We start from the raw sequence: 17,707 nt of genomic DNA on the forward strand, positions 1-17,707 counted from the left end.
AGAATCCTTTTATTTCAATTTTTATAATGTTTCAAGAAAACGCATGAATGCTTCTCTTCCCTCGCTCGTACATTTGTATACTCCTGCATCTTCCAGAACATGGGTAAATACGATTCCAATCTCTTTCTGAAGAATGCCATGAATGTTTTCTTTTGTGATTTCCGGATATTTCGGAAGAAACTTCTTAACCCACTCTGCATGTTTTTCAATCTGTTCATTTGAAGAAATATCTTTGCCTTCGAGAATATACTCTTCCAAAAGTTCCATCTCACCTTTTAATCTGGCCGGAAGAACTGCAAGTCCCATAACTTCGATCAGACCGATATTTTCTTTCTTAATATGATGATATTCTGCATGCGGATGGTACACTCCCAGCGGATGTTCTTCTGTTGTGATGTTGTTCCTTAATGTCAGATCCAGTTCGTAGGTATCACCTACTTTACGTGCAATTGGTGTAATTGTATTATGTGGTTCTCCATTGGTCTCAGCATAAATAAATGCTTCTTCATCGGTATAGCCTCTCCATACTTCCAACACATGTGTTGCCAGATCTACCAAACGGTTGGAATCTTTATGGCGAATACGAAGCACAGATAACGGCCATTTTACAATTCCAGCCTCTACATCTTCAAATCCCGGAAGTACCACGTGCTGCTCAATTGGTGCTTTTGCCATTGCAAATGTATAATGTCCACCCTGGAAATGATCATGGCTTAAGATCGAGCCGCCTACGATCGGCAGATCTGCATTAGATCCAAGGAAATAATGCGGAAACAGTTTTACAAAATCAAACAGTTTAATGAATGCATTTCTCTCGATTTTCATTGGAGTATGCTGGCAATTAAATACAATACAATGCTCATTGTAATATACATACGGAGAATACTGGAATCCCCAAGGAGTATCATTGATTGTGATCGGAATAATCCTGTGATTCTGCCTTGCCGGATGATTAACACGTCCCGCATATCCTTCATTTTCCGGGCAAAGAAGACATTTCGGATAGCTTCCGGATTTTACATTCCTTGCCGCGGCAATTGCTTTTGGATCTTTTTCCGGTTTGGACAAATTGATGGTAATATCAATCTCACCGTATGGACTGTCTACCTTCCACTTTTGATCCTTCTCTACGCGATATCTGCGGATATAATTGCTGTCCTGACTCAGTTTATAAAAATAATCGGTTGCTTCCTTTGGGCTTTCTTTATATTTATCCCAGAACTCTTTTTGCACCTGGCCCGGACGCGGCATCAGACAGTTCATTAATCTGGTATCAAATAGATCCCGGTATACAATACTGTCTTCGATCAGCTCCTCTTTTTACGGCTTCATCCAGCAATTCGCCCAATGTTGCTTCAAGATTAACAGGTTCCTCAATGTTGTCCGGTTTCTCATAGTCATCCTCATAAAAAACGTCCAGCAGAAGATTTGTTGTGTAATTTCTTTCACATTCTGGCGTCAGACCTGTTGTAATCCCATACTGTACCAGTTTTGCAATGCTTTCACTTAACATTTTTCTTCCTCCTGTGCTTCACTTTTAAATTTATATTTTTAGTAACATATATACCGATTTCCCTGATAAGTCAGCATACCTTGATCGCCTTTTTCCAATTCACGAAAATCTCCCTGTTGCATTTGAAATTCCATCAAACTTCCATCTGTCATCTCAAATACAACGCGAAACCAAGGTACATGTGCTTCAGACTGCATATGGGTATAGATTCCTTGCTTCTTTTCAACTACAGTCGCATCAACAGATTCAACTGCCGCACTGCTGTTATTGCTGAAACCTAACAACATTTTGGTAAATACAAACATCATGATTATGAGTGCTGCTATACAGATTATAAATGCCATCCTATTTCTCCTTTAAACCTCAAATCCTGCATCCATGCAAATGTCTGTGATGCTCTGATTAGTACATTCCAATTAATCTCCTGCAAGTTTTGTCTATTTTTTCTTCCCATTTGGCAAGTAATATACGTCTTCAGATATTATAATGTGCTTGTAAGATAAAGAAAGGAGGAAAACGAAATGAAAAGATTTAAAGCATACGTCAACTACCTCATGAACTTCTATGCAAACTACTTCAAAATTTACCGCTATATGTAAAGGACACTCCTGCCATCACAGGAATGTCCAATACGGAAACCCAGTTTCAATGGTTTCCCTTATTATACTCTAATTTAGTTGCATTTGTACATGAACAGGATTCTCGAAAACATAGACAAAATTGAACAGAATTATGAAAATACTCTTACCACGTTTTTTGATTTGTAAACCACTTATTAGCAGACGGATCCGCCAATGCTGAAAACGGATAGGCCGTTTTCCCTTCAGCTTTTAATTTATGTGACATTTCGTTTCTCTTTTTGTGGTATAAAAATAGCTCATTAACCATTTGGATAAAATACTATGTAAATTTGTTAGTGACATGCTCCCACCACTTAAATCCCAGATTTTGAAGTGGGGGCTTCTTGCTCAATGACTCTACTGAGCCAAGTATCTACAAGCTATCCTCGCGTGCCCCGCGATTCTTTTGCCCGGACACGGGCGCATTTTCTTACTTATTGTCCGGATACGGACAGTTTATACTGCCAGCATCCTTCTTGCCTCTTCACGGATATTGATCGCTGCATTTCGATCTCTGTCCATCTCATTTCCACACGTGCAGCGGTATACTCTTTCGGATAATCCCAGCTCTCTTTTTATCTTTCCGCATTTACTGCATTTTTTGCTTGAAGGGAAAAAGCGGTCTATCTTTACTAATTTCTTTCCCTTCCAGGTAAGTTTATAATCCAGCATATTCCGGAACATCCCGTATCCATTATCCTGTACACTTTTCCCAAAGTGCAGGCACTGGCCCATTGCTTTCATATCAATATCTTCTACCGCGACTATATCGTACTGGTCTGTGATCCTGCGGCTCAGTTTATGCAGATAATCCTTTCTCTGGTTTCGTATTTTTTCATGGCACCTGGCAACTTTCTTTTTCTGCCGCACATAATTGCGGCTTTCTTTTACACATCTTGACAGTTTACGCTGCTCCCTTGCCAGCCTTTTTTCATTTCTTCTGAAAAATCCTGCTTTTTCAAGCTCAATCTCTTCTGAAAACACTGCCATCCCCTGCATCGCATAATCAATCCCCAGTATTTTGGCATTGCTGTAATCTTCATCTGCTGCTTGGTTTTCGCAGCTGTATCCTTCATACAGCAGACTTGCAAAATACTTTCCGGACGGCTCCATACTGACTGTCACTGATTTCAGACAGCAGTTTTCTGCAGGCTCCCTGTGTTTTTTCATGGAAATCCATTTTAATTTGGGAAGCCGGATCCGCTTATCTTCTACCAGAATATTTCCGTTGACTACATTTGTTGTGTAGCTGTTTTTGGAGTGATGTTTTGACTTGAAACGTGGAAATCCAACCTTGGGATCACGGAAAAAATTCTTATATGCTTTCTCCAGATGAAGCTGAACATTTGCCAGTGCCAGCGAATCTACTTCTTTCAGAAATGAATACTCCTTTTTATACATGGCTGGTGTATTTTTTAACAGTTTTTTCGTCTTTTTATACTCCCGGATCTTGTCATTAAGCATCTGGTTATACAGAAAACGGCAGCAACCAAATGTTTTTCCCAGAAGTATCTTCTGTTCTTCTGTCGGATAGATCCGGAAACGATATGCTATGTTCAATGCTTTTTCTCTCCCTGGGTTTCGATGTATTGACGGATTACTTCAACTGGTGCGCCTCCTGCCGTCAAAAGGCAGAAACTCTGACTCCAGAATGCTTCTTTCCAAAGTTTTTCCCGGATTTCCGGATACTCTTTTTTCAGCAGCCTGCTGCTGGCACTTTTATATGCATTGATAAATTTACTGAGTTCCGTTTTAGGCTGTGCACGAAACATTACATGCACATGGTCAATATCATGATTCCATTCCTCCAAAACAATTCCATATCGGGGTGCAATATATTCCCATATTTCTTTTGCTCTTTCTGAAATTGGGTCATTGATAACTTTTCTTCGATATTTTACCACCATGATCAGATGATAATACATCAAATATACTGAATGTGCATTGTGATCTATTTTTTCCATAAAAACAGTCCTTTTTTGATCTTTTACCTTATCGACTGATTCTATTATACCATGAATCGCGCTGCGGAACAAGTGTTCTTTTCTGTTTTTTTGCAATTCATCTCCCACCTATAGAGGAAGAAGAATTCTTGCTATATATTATGTTAAACTGTTCGTAAATCAGGTAAATAGAAATTTATAACTTTCTCCAAATAATCAGTTTTAGGATAATACATACGACCACCACAACAGCCACCAAGGCGCCGTCGGACAGTAACATCTGTGTACCACGGTGCAGATTGCATGACATATAGATTTGGATAGGTTTTAAAATGCCAAAATTTATAAATTCCGAACCCAATGAAAACTCCTATGAATGAACCGATAACGATGTTTAAAAAACAATTCAACTTTCTCAGCATGGCAGTGCCCCCCTTTCCAAATTCCAATTTATTTCTTCTCATTTGTTTTTGATAGCTTTTAGAATACAAATTCCCATTGCCAAAACAGGAAGCAGCACCCTAAGAGTCCAAAATCCTTGAGAATCACCAAAATCACTCTTAGCATGACCATCAAATAAAAAAAGCCAAACAAAAAAGTAAGAACTTTCTTATGTTTGGCTAGGTCAACTTGTTATTTTTTATCACTTCTTATGGTTGTATTATACTATATATTCCTCTATAGTAAAACAATTTTTTATATTATTTTTAATTTCAATATTATATTTCTACTATCATCAATTTTTCAGATATTTTCAACGCATAAACAATGCTATTAACTACAATATTTCCGGAAAATTCATCATAGGTTTGTGTTGCCACAAAGAAACGCTGGCTCTGAAAATCAAAGCCGCCGTTTCAAATGGGCGTGTTGATAGGCTGCTATACGATGGCTTTTTTTCTTTTGCCGTCATGCGGCAGATAATCAATTCATTCTATTTTGAACTTCTTTTATGCTACCGGATGTCTGCACTAGAAATGAATCGCCAAGAATGTAAACACAAATAATTCAATTCCTGCCGAGATCAAAATAACATACGAGCTGTCCAGAAGCTTTCATTCCACCGATATGCAGATAGTTGAAATTCGCCAGCTGATAAAGGAAATTGTTCTGCATACCAATTCCGGCAGATGGAAGTATGGTGGAGAACCATGTTGCTCCCATCGCCACATAAGCAAAAAGCGGCATGAAAAGAACCACAATAGAGATCAGTAAAACCGTCAGGGTATCTTTAAACTTCGCAGACAGGAATAGCGTACAGCTAACCGTTGCTAATACGGAGAGCAAGCCTGCTGCGGCAAGAATTATCTGCAACTGTCCCAGATTGATGTTTGGCAGGTTAATGATAGAGTATCGCATCTGGAATGATGTTTTTAAGCAATCCGTACCGAACGCTGCATCTAAAAGAAGCTGCCCACTACGGACAGCCTCTTCTCTATAATAAGATTTTCATTACTGATATATGTCCACCAATCCTGTTTTTAACATTGAATCTGAAAACTCATATGCAGCTCCATCACCGTTAAAATTCAGATACATATTATTCAAGTCATTCTCAGTTACGATCCATGCCATATTCACCTGTATACTCTTCACCAGGTTTTAATGAAGAAATATAGTTTCCTCCATTTCCATAATCCTCTGATATACTGTTGTATGTCATTTCAGCTGTACGTGCAACACCATCCCATATAACACGATCGTAGTCATCTCCGGACGGTTCTGTCGGATCGTAAATTTGATATGATCCATCTTCATGGTCCATCAACAGCAATGTACCAATATAAAGCATATGGTTAATTTCTTCATCTGACTTATTGGTATAAGTAACTGTCGCATAGACGAGCTTTTGTTTCACACTTTCTGTTTTTACAATCTCATCCACTGAATCAATGCCATTACCGGACTTAATATAAGACAGCGTATTATTTACTAAATTTCCATCAGTTCCAACTGCATCAGTCCATTCTTCCGGCACATTATTCTGACCAAGCAGCTGCAGATTGTCCTCCACCTGAACAGCATCAACACAAACTGAAAATTTTATCATTTTCAATATAGTTGCCATCTCTGTCTTCACCAGATGCTGATATATCAAACACTTCCCCAATCTGATGCATTAGCAATTTATTATCTGCAATAGAAGTCATCACTGCTTCTCCCGATGATTCTTCAGGGGATACCATTTCGCTCCACGTATACAAACCAGCGGTTTCAATCATTGTATCATTTTCAGTGATTACAAGGTTTTCTACCACTTTAATGGCATCCTCTTTTGAAATATCATCACCGATATAAACAGTAATTACACGATATACATCTGGGCGAAGAAGGTAAATCCTTTGATTAAAAAATCCATCCTCTGCCAGGTCATTATATTTAAGATATACACCTTCATAATTGCCAAAAGTTCGTTCCTCACAGTCAACAACATTCTTATCTTGCATTACTTTGCTCAAATCATCCTCGTCTAAAAGCACAGATGCAAAGCTGAATCCTCCGGTTCGATCATGCTCAGGATATTCCAGATGAAATTCATCAATCCATTCCATTCCTTCTGGAATATATCCTGCTGAGATATCTATATCATGAATTCTTTCAGGAAGATTAATTTTCCCTGTGCTGCCATCCGCCTTAATTCCCGTTACGATACTGTAGGCTCCTTTGTTTTTCTAAAAACATATGATATAATTTGGTACCTGCATAGACTATGGTCGATGTAGCCAATACACATACGGCTATTGCTGCCAGCCACTCTGGCACCTGTCCATTTTTTCACTCTCCTTGTCTGAATATTAACCACCTTCGTGTCCTGTAGCTGTTTTTTCACTTCGCTTTGGATCATCGTGTGGATGAACTCCGGAGTTTCAGGAATATCTTTTTTCATATCTTCTAACCTCATACTGTCAACTCCTCACTTTCCTGTAAATTACGCTTAAGCTTTCCCCGTGCTCTGGCAAGTCTTTTTTGAACTGCTCCCTCGGTTATCTCAAGAATCTGCGCAATCTCTTTTATGTTGAAATCCTCAATATAGTACAGAATAACTGGCATTCGTAATTCTTCTTTCAAAGAACTTTACGGCTCTGTACAAGTCGCTATAGTCAGTTCTCTGATCTGTCTCAATTTCTGTCATTTCACTCATCCCTTCCAAAGAAACAAGTTTACTCGACTTTCTCAAAAGAGATAACACTCATTGATCAATATACGAATCAACCAAGTCTTGGCATATTTGTCATTTCTCAAAGTTCCAATCTTTGAAAATGCCTTAACAATCGTTTCCTGAATAGCATCCGCACAATCTTGATCGTTAATTAAAATTGTTTTGGCAGTAGAATACAATTGTCTCTCTGAATTGAGAATCAACGTCCCTAATTCTTCTTTGGTCACTTTAACACCACCTTTTTTAGCCGGCCGGCAATTTTCATTTACATAGATTAGACGTACAGTTTTTCAAAATATCCCCAAATAAACTTTATTTTTTTAATAATAGAGGAAATAAATCTTTCCCCTCTGTTGACATTATACACCTGTCTTACTTCTTACCCATATACAATTGTGAAGGCTTTTTCCAACGTCGGTACATTAAAAAACGATAACTATGCCCGGACCTGGTTAATCCGTATCTTAATCAACGAATGTTACAGCCTTGTGCGTAAATCCAGTAAATTTATCCCATTGGAAAATCTAGCTGACAGACAGGAGCCGGAATCATCAACGGTATCCAAACAGATTTTGGTTTTTTGCACAACATCAAAATCAAAGAAAGAGCTTGCAGCATTTTGCGGCTTCAAAGATTTAAGAAACTTCATTTTGAATAAAAACAAAGGAGCAGGGCATTGGGTAGCATCCCCATTGTCCTGCTTCTTTGTTTATTCTGTATAGATGTTCCCATTCTCATCCGTCCAGGTGCCATCACCATTGTCTGTGTATCCGACCCCATCTGCGTCACAATAGTAATAATCTCCGTTTGTTGTTTCTTTTACAGTAACGGTACCGTTACTGCCCTGGAGTTCATGCTGTTCCAGTTGGTTTCCGGAATAATAATCTTCGTCATTCCAGGTACGATATGAATTGCCATTAGCATCTGCCCAGTTTCCATCTCCCTGATAACTGTATCGGCTCCCATAATCATCAGAATAGGTCCCATCTCCGTTATCGTAAAGAACTCTGGATTCTTCATCTCCTCCACCCGGTGCTACAATTGATGCTACACCGGAGGCAGTACTGAATCCACTGGTATATGGTACGCCTGCTGGCAGACTCTCATAAGATGAAACAGACCCGTTATTGTCAGAGGTAATTCCATCATCGGTCGTTTCACTTACCTGTCCGCTGTTTTCCATGACAGGTTCATCGTTTGTTTCCGCATCTGTTTTTTCCTCTTCGTCTACAGAATCCTCTGTATCTGCAGTCTCTGTCACTTCTCCTTCGTCCTGTGTTTCAGCAGCTTTCTGCATAGTTACCATTTCAGAAAACGGTGCGTAATCCGGTACATTATTTTTCTCTGGATCTGCATTTTTTTCAATACCAGACTTCTCCGTCTCTACTGAAACTGTATCTGTCCCGGCAGAAACATTAAATACCAGATTACCGCCTGCAAGCAGCAACGTCACAAGAATTCCCGGAAGAATTCCTCTGCGAAGCTTCCGAATGTTCACCATATACAGAATCCGATCTTTAAACACCATTTCGCTGTCATTAAGACTTGCTGACACATATGGAATCTGATTTTCCATGGCCACTGTCCTGAGAAGCAGCTGTCGATATAATTTATGTTCTTTTTTATTAACTCTGCGAACAACTGCTGTATCACACAGATTCTCAATATCCTTATCCGCTTCTTTCAGCATGATAAGAAGAAAGGGATTGAACCAGTATATCGATGCACAGATTCGAAGGAGCATCTTATACCAGAGATCCCGATGACAGTAATGTGTAAGTTCATGGTAAAAGATAAGTTTTCTTTCTTCTGCTGAATACCCGGTTGCTGGTAGATACAATTTTGTATGAAAAAGTCCCGCAAGAAGCGGTGTGGTAAGACCTGCGTTTTGCCTGAGCTCCGGTCTTCTGCGTACGTGCTTCTTTTGACATGCTGCACGGTACATCTGAATACTCACCGTATCACTTACCTGCAGACTCATCCGTTCCAGATTCCTTATAGAAAAATAATATGCCAGCAATTCTCCTGTCAGTTTAAGTACCGCTACACTCAGCCAGACAGCAACAAAAATCACAGCCACAATTCCCAGCCATTTATCTGATTCGTACCTGACAGTTCTCTTTTGTTCCGGGATTTCTGTCAGATTTTTCATGTCATTGCTCGCAGATGATACGGTTTCTGTTATCTTCTGACTTTCCTCTGGTCTGACTGCGTAATCCGTTATCTTCGGGTTTTGCGTATTCTGTTGACTGCTTCTAAGTACTTTGAAATCCACCAGTGCCAGATTCTCCGGAAGGCGCACCGGAACACAAAGGCTTATCGTAATCAACAGCCAGATAAAGTACTTCCATCTCGCTGATACACGTCCTTTAAACAGAGTCGCAAGCACTTTTACCAGTAAAATTACTACTGCTGCAATAATATTCAGTTTCAGAATGTGCAGAACAAGAACATCCATAATTCGCTATTCCTCCCTGTCCTCCAGGTTCTTAAGAAATTCACTGAGATCCTGGACTTCTTCCGAGCTGATCTTCTTTCCATGATAAAGTGAAGTTACAAACTTTTTTAGTGAATTCCCATAAAGTTTCTCAAGAACACTCTGGCTTTCATGTGCCTGATAATCTGACTGCGAAACCAAGGGTGTATACAGATTCATTTTTCCCTGTTTCGTCACTTCCACGAAATTTTTGTTTTCCAATCTGGTCAGCAATGACAAAATTGTTGTTGATGCAAGCTTTTTCTTCATATTGATCACTTTCTCAATCTCCGGTCTGGTCATTGGCGGAGTATTATTCCAAAGAACGAGCATAATATCCAGCTCTGATTCCGGAAGTCTCTGGTAAGTTTTTTTCACTTTTTCATACCTCCTGTTACATATTTTCTACAAATGTAGGAATAATTCTATTTTACCACGGTTCACGGAAATGGCAAGGGCTTTTGCACAATTCGCAAATGTCCTTGCCATTCCTGCAGCTACTAACCACTATCAGTCTATTTCTGTATAACTGTTGCCATTTTCATCACTCCATGTCCCGTCTCCGTTGTCCGTAAATCCTGTACCATTTTCGTCCTGGAAATAATAATCACCATTTGTAGTTTCCGTAACCGTCACAGTATTACCGTTTGCATCCTGAAGATCATGCTGTTCCAACGTATGTCCCAGATGATGAGTGTCATCATTCAGAGCTGAGTAGGTATTTCCATTTTCGTCGGTATAAGTTTCATCCCCATTATCGGTATAGTTCATTCCATCATCTCCACGATATTCACAAGAATAATCTTTGTGAAGAATGTAATTAATCTCAATGGTATTTCCATCACTGTCAACTAATGTCATTGGGGAGGTAGTAAGGATATCTGAATCTCCTCCTGACTTCTGACTGGCAGTATCTGTAGTTGCCTTATCAGAATCATCAGAAGAATCATCTGTCTGGTTTTCGTTCTCCTGTCTGGTAAGCGAAGGATTTCCGGGATAAGAAATATATTCTACAAATTTTCTGACGTCACTGATGTCATCTGCATCTTTTGCATATCCCACTGCCATATACAGGCTATTTCCCTCTGAATAAATTGTCTGATAGCAGGCATCGTATGTGTCATTGCATTTGGCAATCCCTGTTTTGACATCCTCCAGCGAATATTTATAGATATTTACATAATCATTTCCGTTCGTATAGCTTGCATAGGTACCTTCAGTATCTGCTTTTTCCCATTCAGATCCAGCCGGCGGCTGTGTATAGAAATCGTTATTTCCTGCTGCCATAACCGTTGCAGCTGAAAAAATCCCAAGTGTTGCTACCGTCATAAGTGTCATAAATTTTGTCTTCATCGTGGATTCTCCTAGAATTTTATTTTCTACATCTGTAGAAGTTAATTGTATTCTACAACTGTAGAATACAATTGTCAATTCTTTTTTTATCATCTCAGTTTAACCTATATTATTCACGGCTATGCCGTGAATAATATAGGGTTAATTTATACATTAAATTCTGTATTGCAGTTGTAACAGCAAAAAAGGAAACCAAAACTATTCTGTGAGAATAGTTTTGATTTCCTGTATAAAAAGCGCCATAGGTTTTTTCCAATACCTATGGCGTGTAAATAATTTTCTACTCTGCGGATACCTTGTTTATGATTGTCTACCATCCGAATGCGTCCCTGATCAAAGCTCCGGTTTCTCCGTCTATATAAAACAATTCCTGTTCTTCTGGTGAATCCTTCCATTGGTAAGGACAGCAAAAACTCCATACAGGTCTGTAAACAATTCCATCTGCAGTTTCATCAATATAATATTTCAGACGGATTTTCGTAACTGGAATCGTGATTGGTTCTGTTTTTTCCGTCGTGTCCTCTTCCGTAAAAAATCCAATTTTTCCTTCTTTTACATATTGTTCCACCGATTTCATAATTTCTTCCATGGGAAGCATAGTAACTGTTTCTTTCTCCTTTCACCTGAAGCGGGATTGGTATTTTGAAATAGCAGTCTTCAGGCTTGAGACCAAATCCTGTGCTTCCCTGATAATGATACTGAGAAAGTCCACCTGCCGGTATTCCATTCAACAGAACTTCTGTGTCGTAATAATCATATCCTTCTGTCATGTCGCTAATTGGTTTTCTTACAGAAGTTCCAGATAAATCAGCTTTGGAAAACAGTTGATTTATAATATTTAATTTCTCATCTTCCGTATTCTCGCCTAAAAATCCCAGATCTTTTTCACTTAATCCATCACACTCTATCATCCCATCCGAAATAAATAACTGCAGTCCTTTTTCTTTATTTTCCCAGACCGTTTCATCTGTTACAGATTTTTCCCATCCATCTTTCCCGCCAAACCAGGAGCAGATGTCTTTTTCTGATATATTGCATTTTTTCAGAACTCCCTTTGAAACGTCATCAGTATTTCCGGTAATATCAGCTTCTATTGTAAGGGTTCCTGATTTCCCTGGCAGAGAAGCTGTTACATGGTACGAAAGGAAGAGATTTCTAGCTTTTACCAATCGCTCTGCCACTTCCATATCAAGTCTGCTTTGTTCTGGATTACCGAAATGGTGATCATGTGCCAGGCTGATACTATTGACAATGAAGAACAGGAGCCAACAGCATTACAACTTAGCTCCTGTCCTGTACATCTTGAATATAGAATTAGTAAAAACAAATTATCGGGACATCATACTGAATAAGACTATAAAGCTGTCCGGCATTCTCTGGTGGAAGATTGATGCACCCATGAGAACCACCTGTAAGATATCTGTCACCACCAAAGTACGGCTGCCAGTCTGCATCATGAAAACCAATTCCTCCATTGAATGGCATCCAGTACGTTACCAGCTGTTCATAAGAATAGGTTCCATTAGCTGTCATTTCACCTCGCAGCACGGACGGACTGCTCTTTGAATCCAGTGTGAATATTCCAGGGGGTGTTTTTCTATCCGGATCATCTGGCAGTCCGGATACGATTTCTGATTGAAAAATAATGTTTCCATTCTGATAATACCACATATACTGCTCTGTAAGATCTACTTCTATATATGTATCTCCGAGATCATTAATCCCATGTGCATTTGCCCTCATAGAATATACCGGTTCCCTGGTTGTCTGGGTTCCCGACTGAATTTCCTGCATGAGCTGTGCTGATTCCTTGTCCTGATCAATCTTCCACCCATAGGCGGAACCATATACATACACAGTCCTTCCGCTCGTGGTCTGGAATTGTCTTTCAGTGCCAACTGTATCATGATCTGCTGCAAGCTGTGCCACATAATCCACTACGTGCTGCCGGAAGGCTCCATCATCCGGAAGCAGCTGCCCTTTCTCGTCAAACTGCAGCCAGTTTTTGATGGTATTCCCGTCAAGTGTTACCATTTCATCTCCAAATGTATATGTGATATTTGCTTTTGTCAGGTTATTATATGTATTTACCATATTCTGAAGTTCTGAACTTTCTTTCGTCACATCTGCTTTCTTATAAGCCTTTGGATTACTTCCCAGATCTACATCTGCCGCCTCATTATCAATTGCTCCGCTTATCATCTGATAAGCTTCCCTGGCATTTAATTCACTGCCTTCTGTCTCTGGCACAATAGTAAATTCTGAATTAGCAAAACTTACATACGCATTTTCCGGTGCCATCTGATTCTCTTTTTTGGCACAATTTAGTGAACTTACCTGTTTCTCCAGCTTTTCCCGACTGAAAACAGTCTCTTCTTGAACCATATAATTTTTCGTTTCAAAAAAACCTCTGATCCATTCCCATGGTTTCTGAGTCTTCAGCAGCTGAAGGATTTCCCCGCTGGATACATATTGATAATCAATGTCTTTCCCTGTAATAGTCTGAGGTTCCTGCATCCTTGCACTTACCTGAATAACATAGTTATCCTTTTTCCCTGCAATCTCCTGCTCAACTTCATAAGCTGTCTTATTTGAACTGTCAATTCCATTGATGGTCGTACCCAAAAAGAAGTGATATGAGTAATAATAAGATATACCTGCATACACACAACAGCTCATAACCAAAATCATCACTATAAGCATTACAACTATTTTCATAATTTTGTTTTTCTTTTTGTCTGAAGATACAGTAGATCTGAATTCAGACTTGTCTATCGGCACATAAGTAATTGTTCCGGGTCTTGCCGATTTTGAAGTTCTTATTGATTGCCCCATCACTTCTTTTTGTCTCATATCTTATTCATCTTTCTTTTATATCAACTAGTTTTTTACATTGTCATTGTCAAAATGCAATGTCTTATGGTACTTCGCATTCTCCTCCAGAAGTTTTTTCCATTTTTGTCCATCCTCTTTCGTAGGATTATCAAAATTCTGCTGGCCTTTCAGCTCATCCATATACTGGACATAATCCAGAAAATAAATGTCTACCGTAGAAATATCTCTGTCCTGAATTGCGAAGTTATTACAGTTTCCAGTAGACTCATTGTACGGAAGTGTGTTTCCATTGGCATCAAGAGCTACCATAAAGCAATCACTGTTGGAACCTTCCTTATAAAGTTCATTTACCGTCAATTCATATGGAGTACGAATCACCGATTTAAGTCCAATACCTGCATCGTTTGTATCATTGAGTTCCAATACTTCTGTCTGGGAATCATCTACCGTAACCGGGATATCGAAGCTCCAGTCACCTTCATATTTGTAGTAGCCAGCATCCCTTCCATATTTTTTCTCATCCTCTTCTGACCACTGATAGTTTGCTTCCAGTCCTCTTACCTTCGTAATATCCAGATGCAGGTTAAAGGTATCTGGAATATCAATATCTTTAATGTACTTCTGATATTCTCCACCACGTTCAGACAATTTATTGATAAACTCTTCCAGCAGCGCATAACCTTCATCCGTCTGATCATCTAAGTCCGCCTGAGTTATTCCCATCTCATCCATTACCTGCTGTGTCATTTCATTGTATTTCTCATTATATTCCGTATAATCTTTTGCGGCTTCAGCCAAATCATAACGGAAAATACATGCATAGGTGTTATCATCCAGAAATTTTCCTTCCACTTGACCGTCAATTACCGGGCTAGCCTCTGAATTAAAGTCCACACCCCCTGTCATATCCAGATCAATGACTGGTGTTCCACTTTCCGCCCCAGTTTCTGTTTCTGGGAACGGTTTATCACTTTTAAACTGCATAGTCACATAAATTGCCTGGCTGTTTGCATATACCTCAGAACATGTAATTGTCAGCCCATCTGCTGTCTTAGTGTAAATAGCATCATTATTGGCATGATCTGTCTTGGCTCCGTCTGTTTCACTGCTATCTGTCTTCGTTCCATCAACAGCTTCCAAAGTTGTTGCATGATCTGAAAAGTCACCAAAGAAACTCACATTATCCTGTAAAATTTCAAAGAGTCCTCCTACAACCGGGATATTTTTTGCCATTACCGGATTGATTGCACAGAATACAAATCCTACTGCCAGTACCGCTGCCATCCCTCCTGCTATCCTGCCTCCACTTTTCATCCAATGATATGGATCCTTTGATGCTTTTTTCTGTAAAACAGCGTTATTTTCAATCAAACGATATGCCTGATTAATATGTTCATGCACGATTTCCGGCATTTCTATGTCCTTTTGAAGTTTTTTCTGGAAGTCTTTCTCATTATAATTTAAAGTCATCATTAGGCACGTCCCTCCTTAACCTTATATCCATACATCTCTGCAATCTGTTTTCTGCCACGATAAAGACGAGATTTTACAGTGCTTTCCTTCATATCCAGAATGTCACTGATTTCCCGGATACCAAATCCTTCCATATAGTATAGAAGAACAACCAAGCGGTATTTACTGTCCAATGGCTCTAAGGCCTGGATCCATTCCATTGCTGCATATTTTTCTTCGTGAAAAGGCGTTTCCGGCATCTGATCCGTATAAGTAACCAGCTTTTTCTTCTGTATCATGTCCTTGCACTTATTGATCAGAATTCGGATCATCCATGTCTTGAAATATCTGTTCTGTTTCAGACTTTTCAAATTTTCATAGCAGGAAAGAATCGTATCCTGTATTGCATCCGCAACATCTTCATCATTTTTCAGATATGCCGCTGCAACCTTGTACATACTCTGTACATTCTCATCTATAAGCCGACAAAAAGCATCTTTATCGCCTTTCTTTGCTTTTCGTATCAAAATCTCATTCATTGTCGTCTCCCTTCTCCTATATCAGACCGGTCATCAGGAAATATTGTATAAAAGCTTTTCTTTATGTGCTTCTACTTATTAGACGTGCAAACTCCCAAAAAAGTTGCAATTTTTTTTAACAATCTCAGAAAATCCCCAAAAGATTAGTTTGAACACTTCCATGCTTTTCATGATTACCCGGCAAGGTGCTATAAAATATTCTAGGTACTAAAAATAGCCGTACCATGTATTTTACATGATACGGCTGTCAATAATTTCCAGCTCCTCAGGACAGATCAATCAACAATCATGTCCTCTGTCCTATCAGGTTTTAAAAATATTATTTTTGAAATTCCATTAAATTCATCCGAAAGTGCCTGATATAAGAGGATATTCTCTTTCCTGCTCTGGATAAACGCTTCTGCAACCTCGAAATATACTACAGATTTTTCAACCGATTTTAATCAGATATTTTATCAGATATAATTTTCCCATCTTCTATTTTCACAGTCCTGGAACAATACCCTAATTTGTGCTGCCTTAGCTTGAATACTTGGATAAAGTTCTTCTCCTCCAAATGACTGAAAAGGATTCAACAATGCAGAATCTAGCATTCCTTCATCTCTGATTCCATCACTTCCACCAGTTGCAGTTATTAACTGCCTGTGCATCATTAGTACTTGTTCTTTGCTGAGAATTATCATTTAGCAAGCTCCTTATATGCTTCCATATTCTGTTTAATTAATCGTTCTGAAATTGCTGTCACATCTTCTATGTCTGCTATTTTCTGTGCTTCTGCCTTGCTGAAATCAATTACAAGATATCTTGGGACATTGTTCTTTAGGATTACTGCCGTTCCATGTTCATCTACAACTCTTGTTACCTTCGAAAAATTTTGGTTAGCTTCTGTTATTGATACCATTGTGTTTGTATCTATTGTCATAATCTCCACCTCTTTCTAAAGATAATATAGTTTCATCTATAGCTTTGCCTATAGTATATACTTATTCTAGCTAGAATACAACCTATTTTATTAAATTTTGATAATGAAATAATCCTCGTTTTCTAATCAGTATAAAAATACAATAGGCAGCAGTCATCTTATACTCGTTTCTTCACAATATATTAATGAAATAACCATCAAATTTCAACGCAAATGCTTTCAGGGTAAAGTTGTTAGGGTGCATGGTTTTCGTTGGAAATTTAAGGCTATATATAAGGATTCTCAGCATAAAATTGATTCTATGAGAGGTGGTTGTACGGAAGTCTTATAAAAAGACCTCCGTTCATGTTTCTAATTAACAGAAGTTATGCACTGATAGTATCAGACTTTCCAAATGTTGTTTTTTCGTGAACTAAGTTCTCATCCATATCCAGTGGATCAGATTCTCCCCATTGACTTTCTTTAGATTCCAGAGATTCCATAAGTTTATCAATTGGTGCTTCATTCCTGAGTTGAGATTTTAATTTTTCAACATACTCTCACTCACTATATGATAATGGTGTAGTACGGCTTGGAGTATATTTATTATCAATTTCAGATTTCAGGTATGTATTCTTATTATGAATATACGAACATTATCAAGCATCCAAAGATCCCGAAAGATATTTTCGCAAATATGAATCGAGAATTATCCTTTTCTCTGGTGCTGAACATATTCTTCACGAAAATGGTATTGATATTCATGCTCTGAAAACCAGCCAGCTCAAAAAAAAGTATGCTACATTGCTTAAGCAGAAAACAGAACTGCTTGCTCAATATAATCATTCACAAAATGAACAAAAACACCTTATATATCTTCAAAATAATATGAACAGGTATCTATCACGCGAAACC

The 17,707-nt window shown here is 38.7% G+C and carries 18 protein-coding genes and 1 pseudogene; all 19 read right to left on the reverse strand.

Annotated elements, in window-relative coordinates:
* Positions 1–21 precede the first annotated feature (21 nt).
* Positions 22–1,513: pseudogene (gene galT, locus AC058W_RS13530) on the reverse strand (UDP-glucose--hexose-1-phosphate uridylyltransferase).
* Positions 1,514–1,551: 38 nt separating this feature from the next.
* The gene (locus tag AC058W_RS13535) at positions 1,552–1,857 is read right to left on the reverse strand and encodes a DUF2500 domain-containing protein (RefSeq protein ID WP_118591671.1); all 306 of its coding nucleotides are present in this window, start codon (positions 1,855–1,857) and stop codon (positions 1,552–1,554) included.
* Positions 1,858–2,589: 732 nt separating this feature from the next.
* The gene (locus tag AC058W_RS13540; RefSeq protein WP_117675364.1) at positions 2,590–3,693 is read right to left on the reverse strand and encodes an RNA-guided endonuclease TnpB family protein; all 1,104 of its coding nucleotides are present in this window, start codon (positions 3,691–3,693) and stop codon (positions 2,590–2,592) included.
* On the reverse strand, positions 3,690–4,097 hold the full coding sequence (gene tnpA / locus AC058W_RS13545) for an IS200/IS605 family transposase (protein WP_008707451.1): 408 nt from the start codon (positions 4,095–4,097) through the stop codon (positions 3,690–3,692). Before tnpA ends, AC058W_RS13540 begins: the two co-directional genes overlap by 4 nt.
* Positions 4,098–5,084: 987 nt before the next feature.
* The gene (locus tag AC058W_RS13550) at positions 5,085–5,435 is read right to left on the reverse strand and encodes a hypothetical protein (RefSeq protein WP_479390193.1); all 351 of its coding nucleotides are present in this window, start codon (positions 5,433–5,435) and stop codon (positions 5,085–5,087) included.
* A 196-nt stretch (positions 5,436–5,631) separates the two neighbouring features.
* Complete coding sequence (locus AC058W_RS13555; protein WP_479390194.1) at positions 5,632–6,126, reverse strand: hypothetical protein; 495 nt, start codon at positions 6,124–6,126, stop codon at positions 5,632–5,634.
* Positions 6,101–6,628: a hypothetical protein gene (locus AC058W_RS13560; RefSeq protein ID WP_479390195.1), complete on the reverse strand. Its 528-nt coding sequence runs from the start codon at positions 6,626–6,628 to the stop codon at positions 6,101–6,103. Before AC058W_RS13560 ends, AC058W_RS13555 begins: the two co-directional genes overlap by 26 nt.
* 92 nt (positions 6,629–6,720) lie before the next feature.
* Positions 6,721–6,978: a hypothetical protein gene (locus AC058W_RS13565; RefSeq protein WP_479390196.1), complete on the reverse strand. Its 258-nt coding sequence runs from the start codon at positions 6,976–6,978 to the stop codon at positions 6,721–6,723.
* Positions 6,975–7,145: an RNA polymerase sigma factor gene (locus tag AC058W_RS13570; RefSeq protein WP_479390197.1), complete on the reverse strand. Its 171-nt coding sequence runs from the start codon at positions 7,143–7,145 to the stop codon at positions 6,975–6,977. Before AC058W_RS13570 ends, AC058W_RS13565 begins: the two co-directional genes overlap by 4 nt.
* A gap of 105 nt (positions 7,146–7,250) precedes the next feature.
* A complete protein-coding gene (locus AC058W_RS13575) occupies positions 7,251–7,463 on the reverse strand; it encodes a sigma factor (RefSeq protein WP_479390198.1) in 213 nt (70 codons plus the stop codon).
* A gap of 482 nt (positions 7,464–7,945) precedes the next feature.
* Complete coding sequence (locus AC058W_RS13580; RefSeq protein WP_118591673.1) at positions 7,946–9,694, reverse strand: M56 family metallopeptidase; 1,749 nt, start codon at positions 9,692–9,694, stop codon at positions 7,946–7,948.
* A gap of 6 nt (positions 9,695–9,700) precedes the next feature.
* Positions 9,701–10,090: a BlaI/MecI/CopY family transcriptional regulator gene (locus AC058W_RS13585; protein ID WP_026649345.1), complete on the reverse strand. Its 390-nt coding sequence runs from the start codon at positions 10,088–10,090 to the stop codon at positions 9,701–9,703.
* 132 nt (positions 10,091–10,222) lie between these two features.
* Complete coding sequence (locus tag AC058W_RS13590; RefSeq protein WP_118591675.1) at positions 10,223–11,065, reverse strand: hypothetical protein; 843 nt, start codon at positions 11,063–11,065, stop codon at positions 10,223–10,225.
* Between the two features lie 452 nt (positions 11,066–11,517).
* Positions 11,518–12,252, reverse strand: coding sequence for a hypothetical protein (locus AC058W_RS13595; RefSeq protein ID WP_479390199.1), 735 nt, complete (start codon positions 12,250–12,252; stop codon positions 11,518–11,520).
* A 127-nt stretch (positions 12,253–12,379) separates the two neighbouring features.
* Entirely contained in the window at positions 12,380–13,783 is a 1,404-nt protein-coding gene (locus AC058W_RS13600; RefSeq protein WP_479390200.1) for a L,D-transpeptidase family protein, read from the reverse strand.
* A 162-nt stretch (positions 13,784–13,945) separates the two neighbouring features.
* Positions 13,946–15,373 carry a DUF4179 domain-containing protein gene (locus AC058W_RS13605; RefSeq protein WP_117675375.1) on the reverse strand — a complete coding sequence of 476 codons (1,428 nt, stop codon included), beginning with the start codon at positions 15,371–15,373 and terminating at the stop codon, positions 13,946–13,948.
* On the reverse strand, positions 15,373–15,891 hold the full coding sequence (locus tag AC058W_RS13610) for an RNA polymerase sigma factor (protein WP_008703676.1): 519 nt from the start codon (positions 15,889–15,891) through the stop codon (positions 15,373–15,375). Before AC058W_RS13610 ends, AC058W_RS13605 begins: the two co-directional genes overlap by 1 nt.
* A 455-nt stretch (positions 15,892–16,346) precedes the next feature.
* Positions 16,347–16,574 (reverse strand): type II toxin-antitoxin system death-on-curing family toxin, encoded by a 228-nt coding sequence (locus AC058W_RS13615; protein WP_330489898.1) that lies wholly within the window; start codon positions 16,572–16,574, stop codon positions 16,347–16,349.
* Positions 16,571–16,813, reverse strand: a complete 243-nt coding sequence (locus tag AC058W_RS13620) for a type II toxin-antitoxin system Phd/YefM family antitoxin (RefSeq protein ID WP_117675377.1) — start codon at positions 16,811–16,813, stop codon at positions 16,571–16,573. Before AC058W_RS13620 ends, AC058W_RS13615 begins: the two co-directional genes overlap by 4 nt.
* Between the last annotated feature and the right edge of the window lie 894 nt (positions 16,814–17,707).

The sequence above is a fragment of the Blautia sp. CGZ-1-C1 genome (assembly GCF_056504575.1).

What these genes read in the sequence shown, in the direction of transcription:
- AC058W_RS13535 (WP_118591671.1), bottom strand. Translation starts at nt 1,857, where the DNA reads ATGGCATTTATAATCTGTATAGCAGCACTCATAATCATGATGTTTGTA.
- tnpA (WP_008707451.1), bottom strand. Translation starts at nt 4,097, where the DNA reads ATGGAAAAAATAGATCACAATGCACATTCAGTATATTTGATGTATTAT.
- AC058W_RS13550 (WP_479390193.1), bottom strand. Translation starts at nt 5,435, where the DNA reads ATGCGATACTCTATCATTAACCTGCCAAACATCAATCTGGGACAGTTG.
- AC058W_RS13555 (WP_479390194.1), bottom strand. Translation starts at nt 6,126, where the DNA reads ATGATAAAATTTTCAGTTTGTGTTGATGCTGTTCAGGTGGAGGACAAT.
- AC058W_RS13560 (WP_479390195.1), bottom strand. Translation starts at nt 6,628, where the DNA reads ATGGAATGGATTGATGAATTTCATCTGGAATATCCTGAGCATGATCGA.
- AC058W_RS13565 (WP_479390196.1), bottom strand. Translation starts at nt 6,978, where the DNA reads ATGAGGTTAGAAGATATGAAAAAAGATATTCCTGAAACTCCGGAGTTC.
- AC058W_RS13580 (WP_118591673.1), bottom strand. Translation starts at nt 9,694, where the DNA reads ATGGATGTTCTTGTTCTGCACATTCTGAAACTGAATATTATTGCAGCA.
- AC058W_RS13590 (WP_118591675.1), bottom strand. Translation starts at nt 11,065, where the DNA reads ATGAAGACAAAATTTATGACACTTATGACGGTAGCAACACTTGGGATT.
- AC058W_RS13595 (WP_479390199.1), bottom strand. Translation starts at nt 12,252, where the DNA reads ATGGAAGTGGCAGAGCGATTGGTAAAAGCTAGAAATCTCTTCCTTTCG.
- AC058W_RS13600 (WP_479390200.1), bottom strand. Translation starts at nt 13,783, where the DNA reads ATGAAAATAGTTGTAATGCTTATAGTGATGATTTTGGTTATGAGCTGT.
- AC058W_RS13605 (WP_117675375.1), bottom strand. Translation starts at nt 15,373, where the DNA reads ATGATGACTTTAAATTATAATGAGAAAGACTTCCAGAAAAAACTTCAA.
- AC058W_RS13610 (WP_008703676.1), bottom strand. Translation starts at nt 15,891, where the DNA reads ATGAATGAGATTTTGATACGAAAAGCAAAGAAAGGCGATAAAGATGCT.
- AC058W_RS13615 (WP_330489898.1), bottom strand. Translation starts at nt 16,574, where the DNA reads ATGATAATTCTCAGCAAAGAACAAGTACTAATGATGCACAGGCAGTTA.
- AC058W_RS13620 (WP_117675377.1), bottom strand. Translation starts at nt 16,813, where the DNA reads ATGACAATAGATACAAACACAATGGTATCAATAACAGAAGCTAACCAA.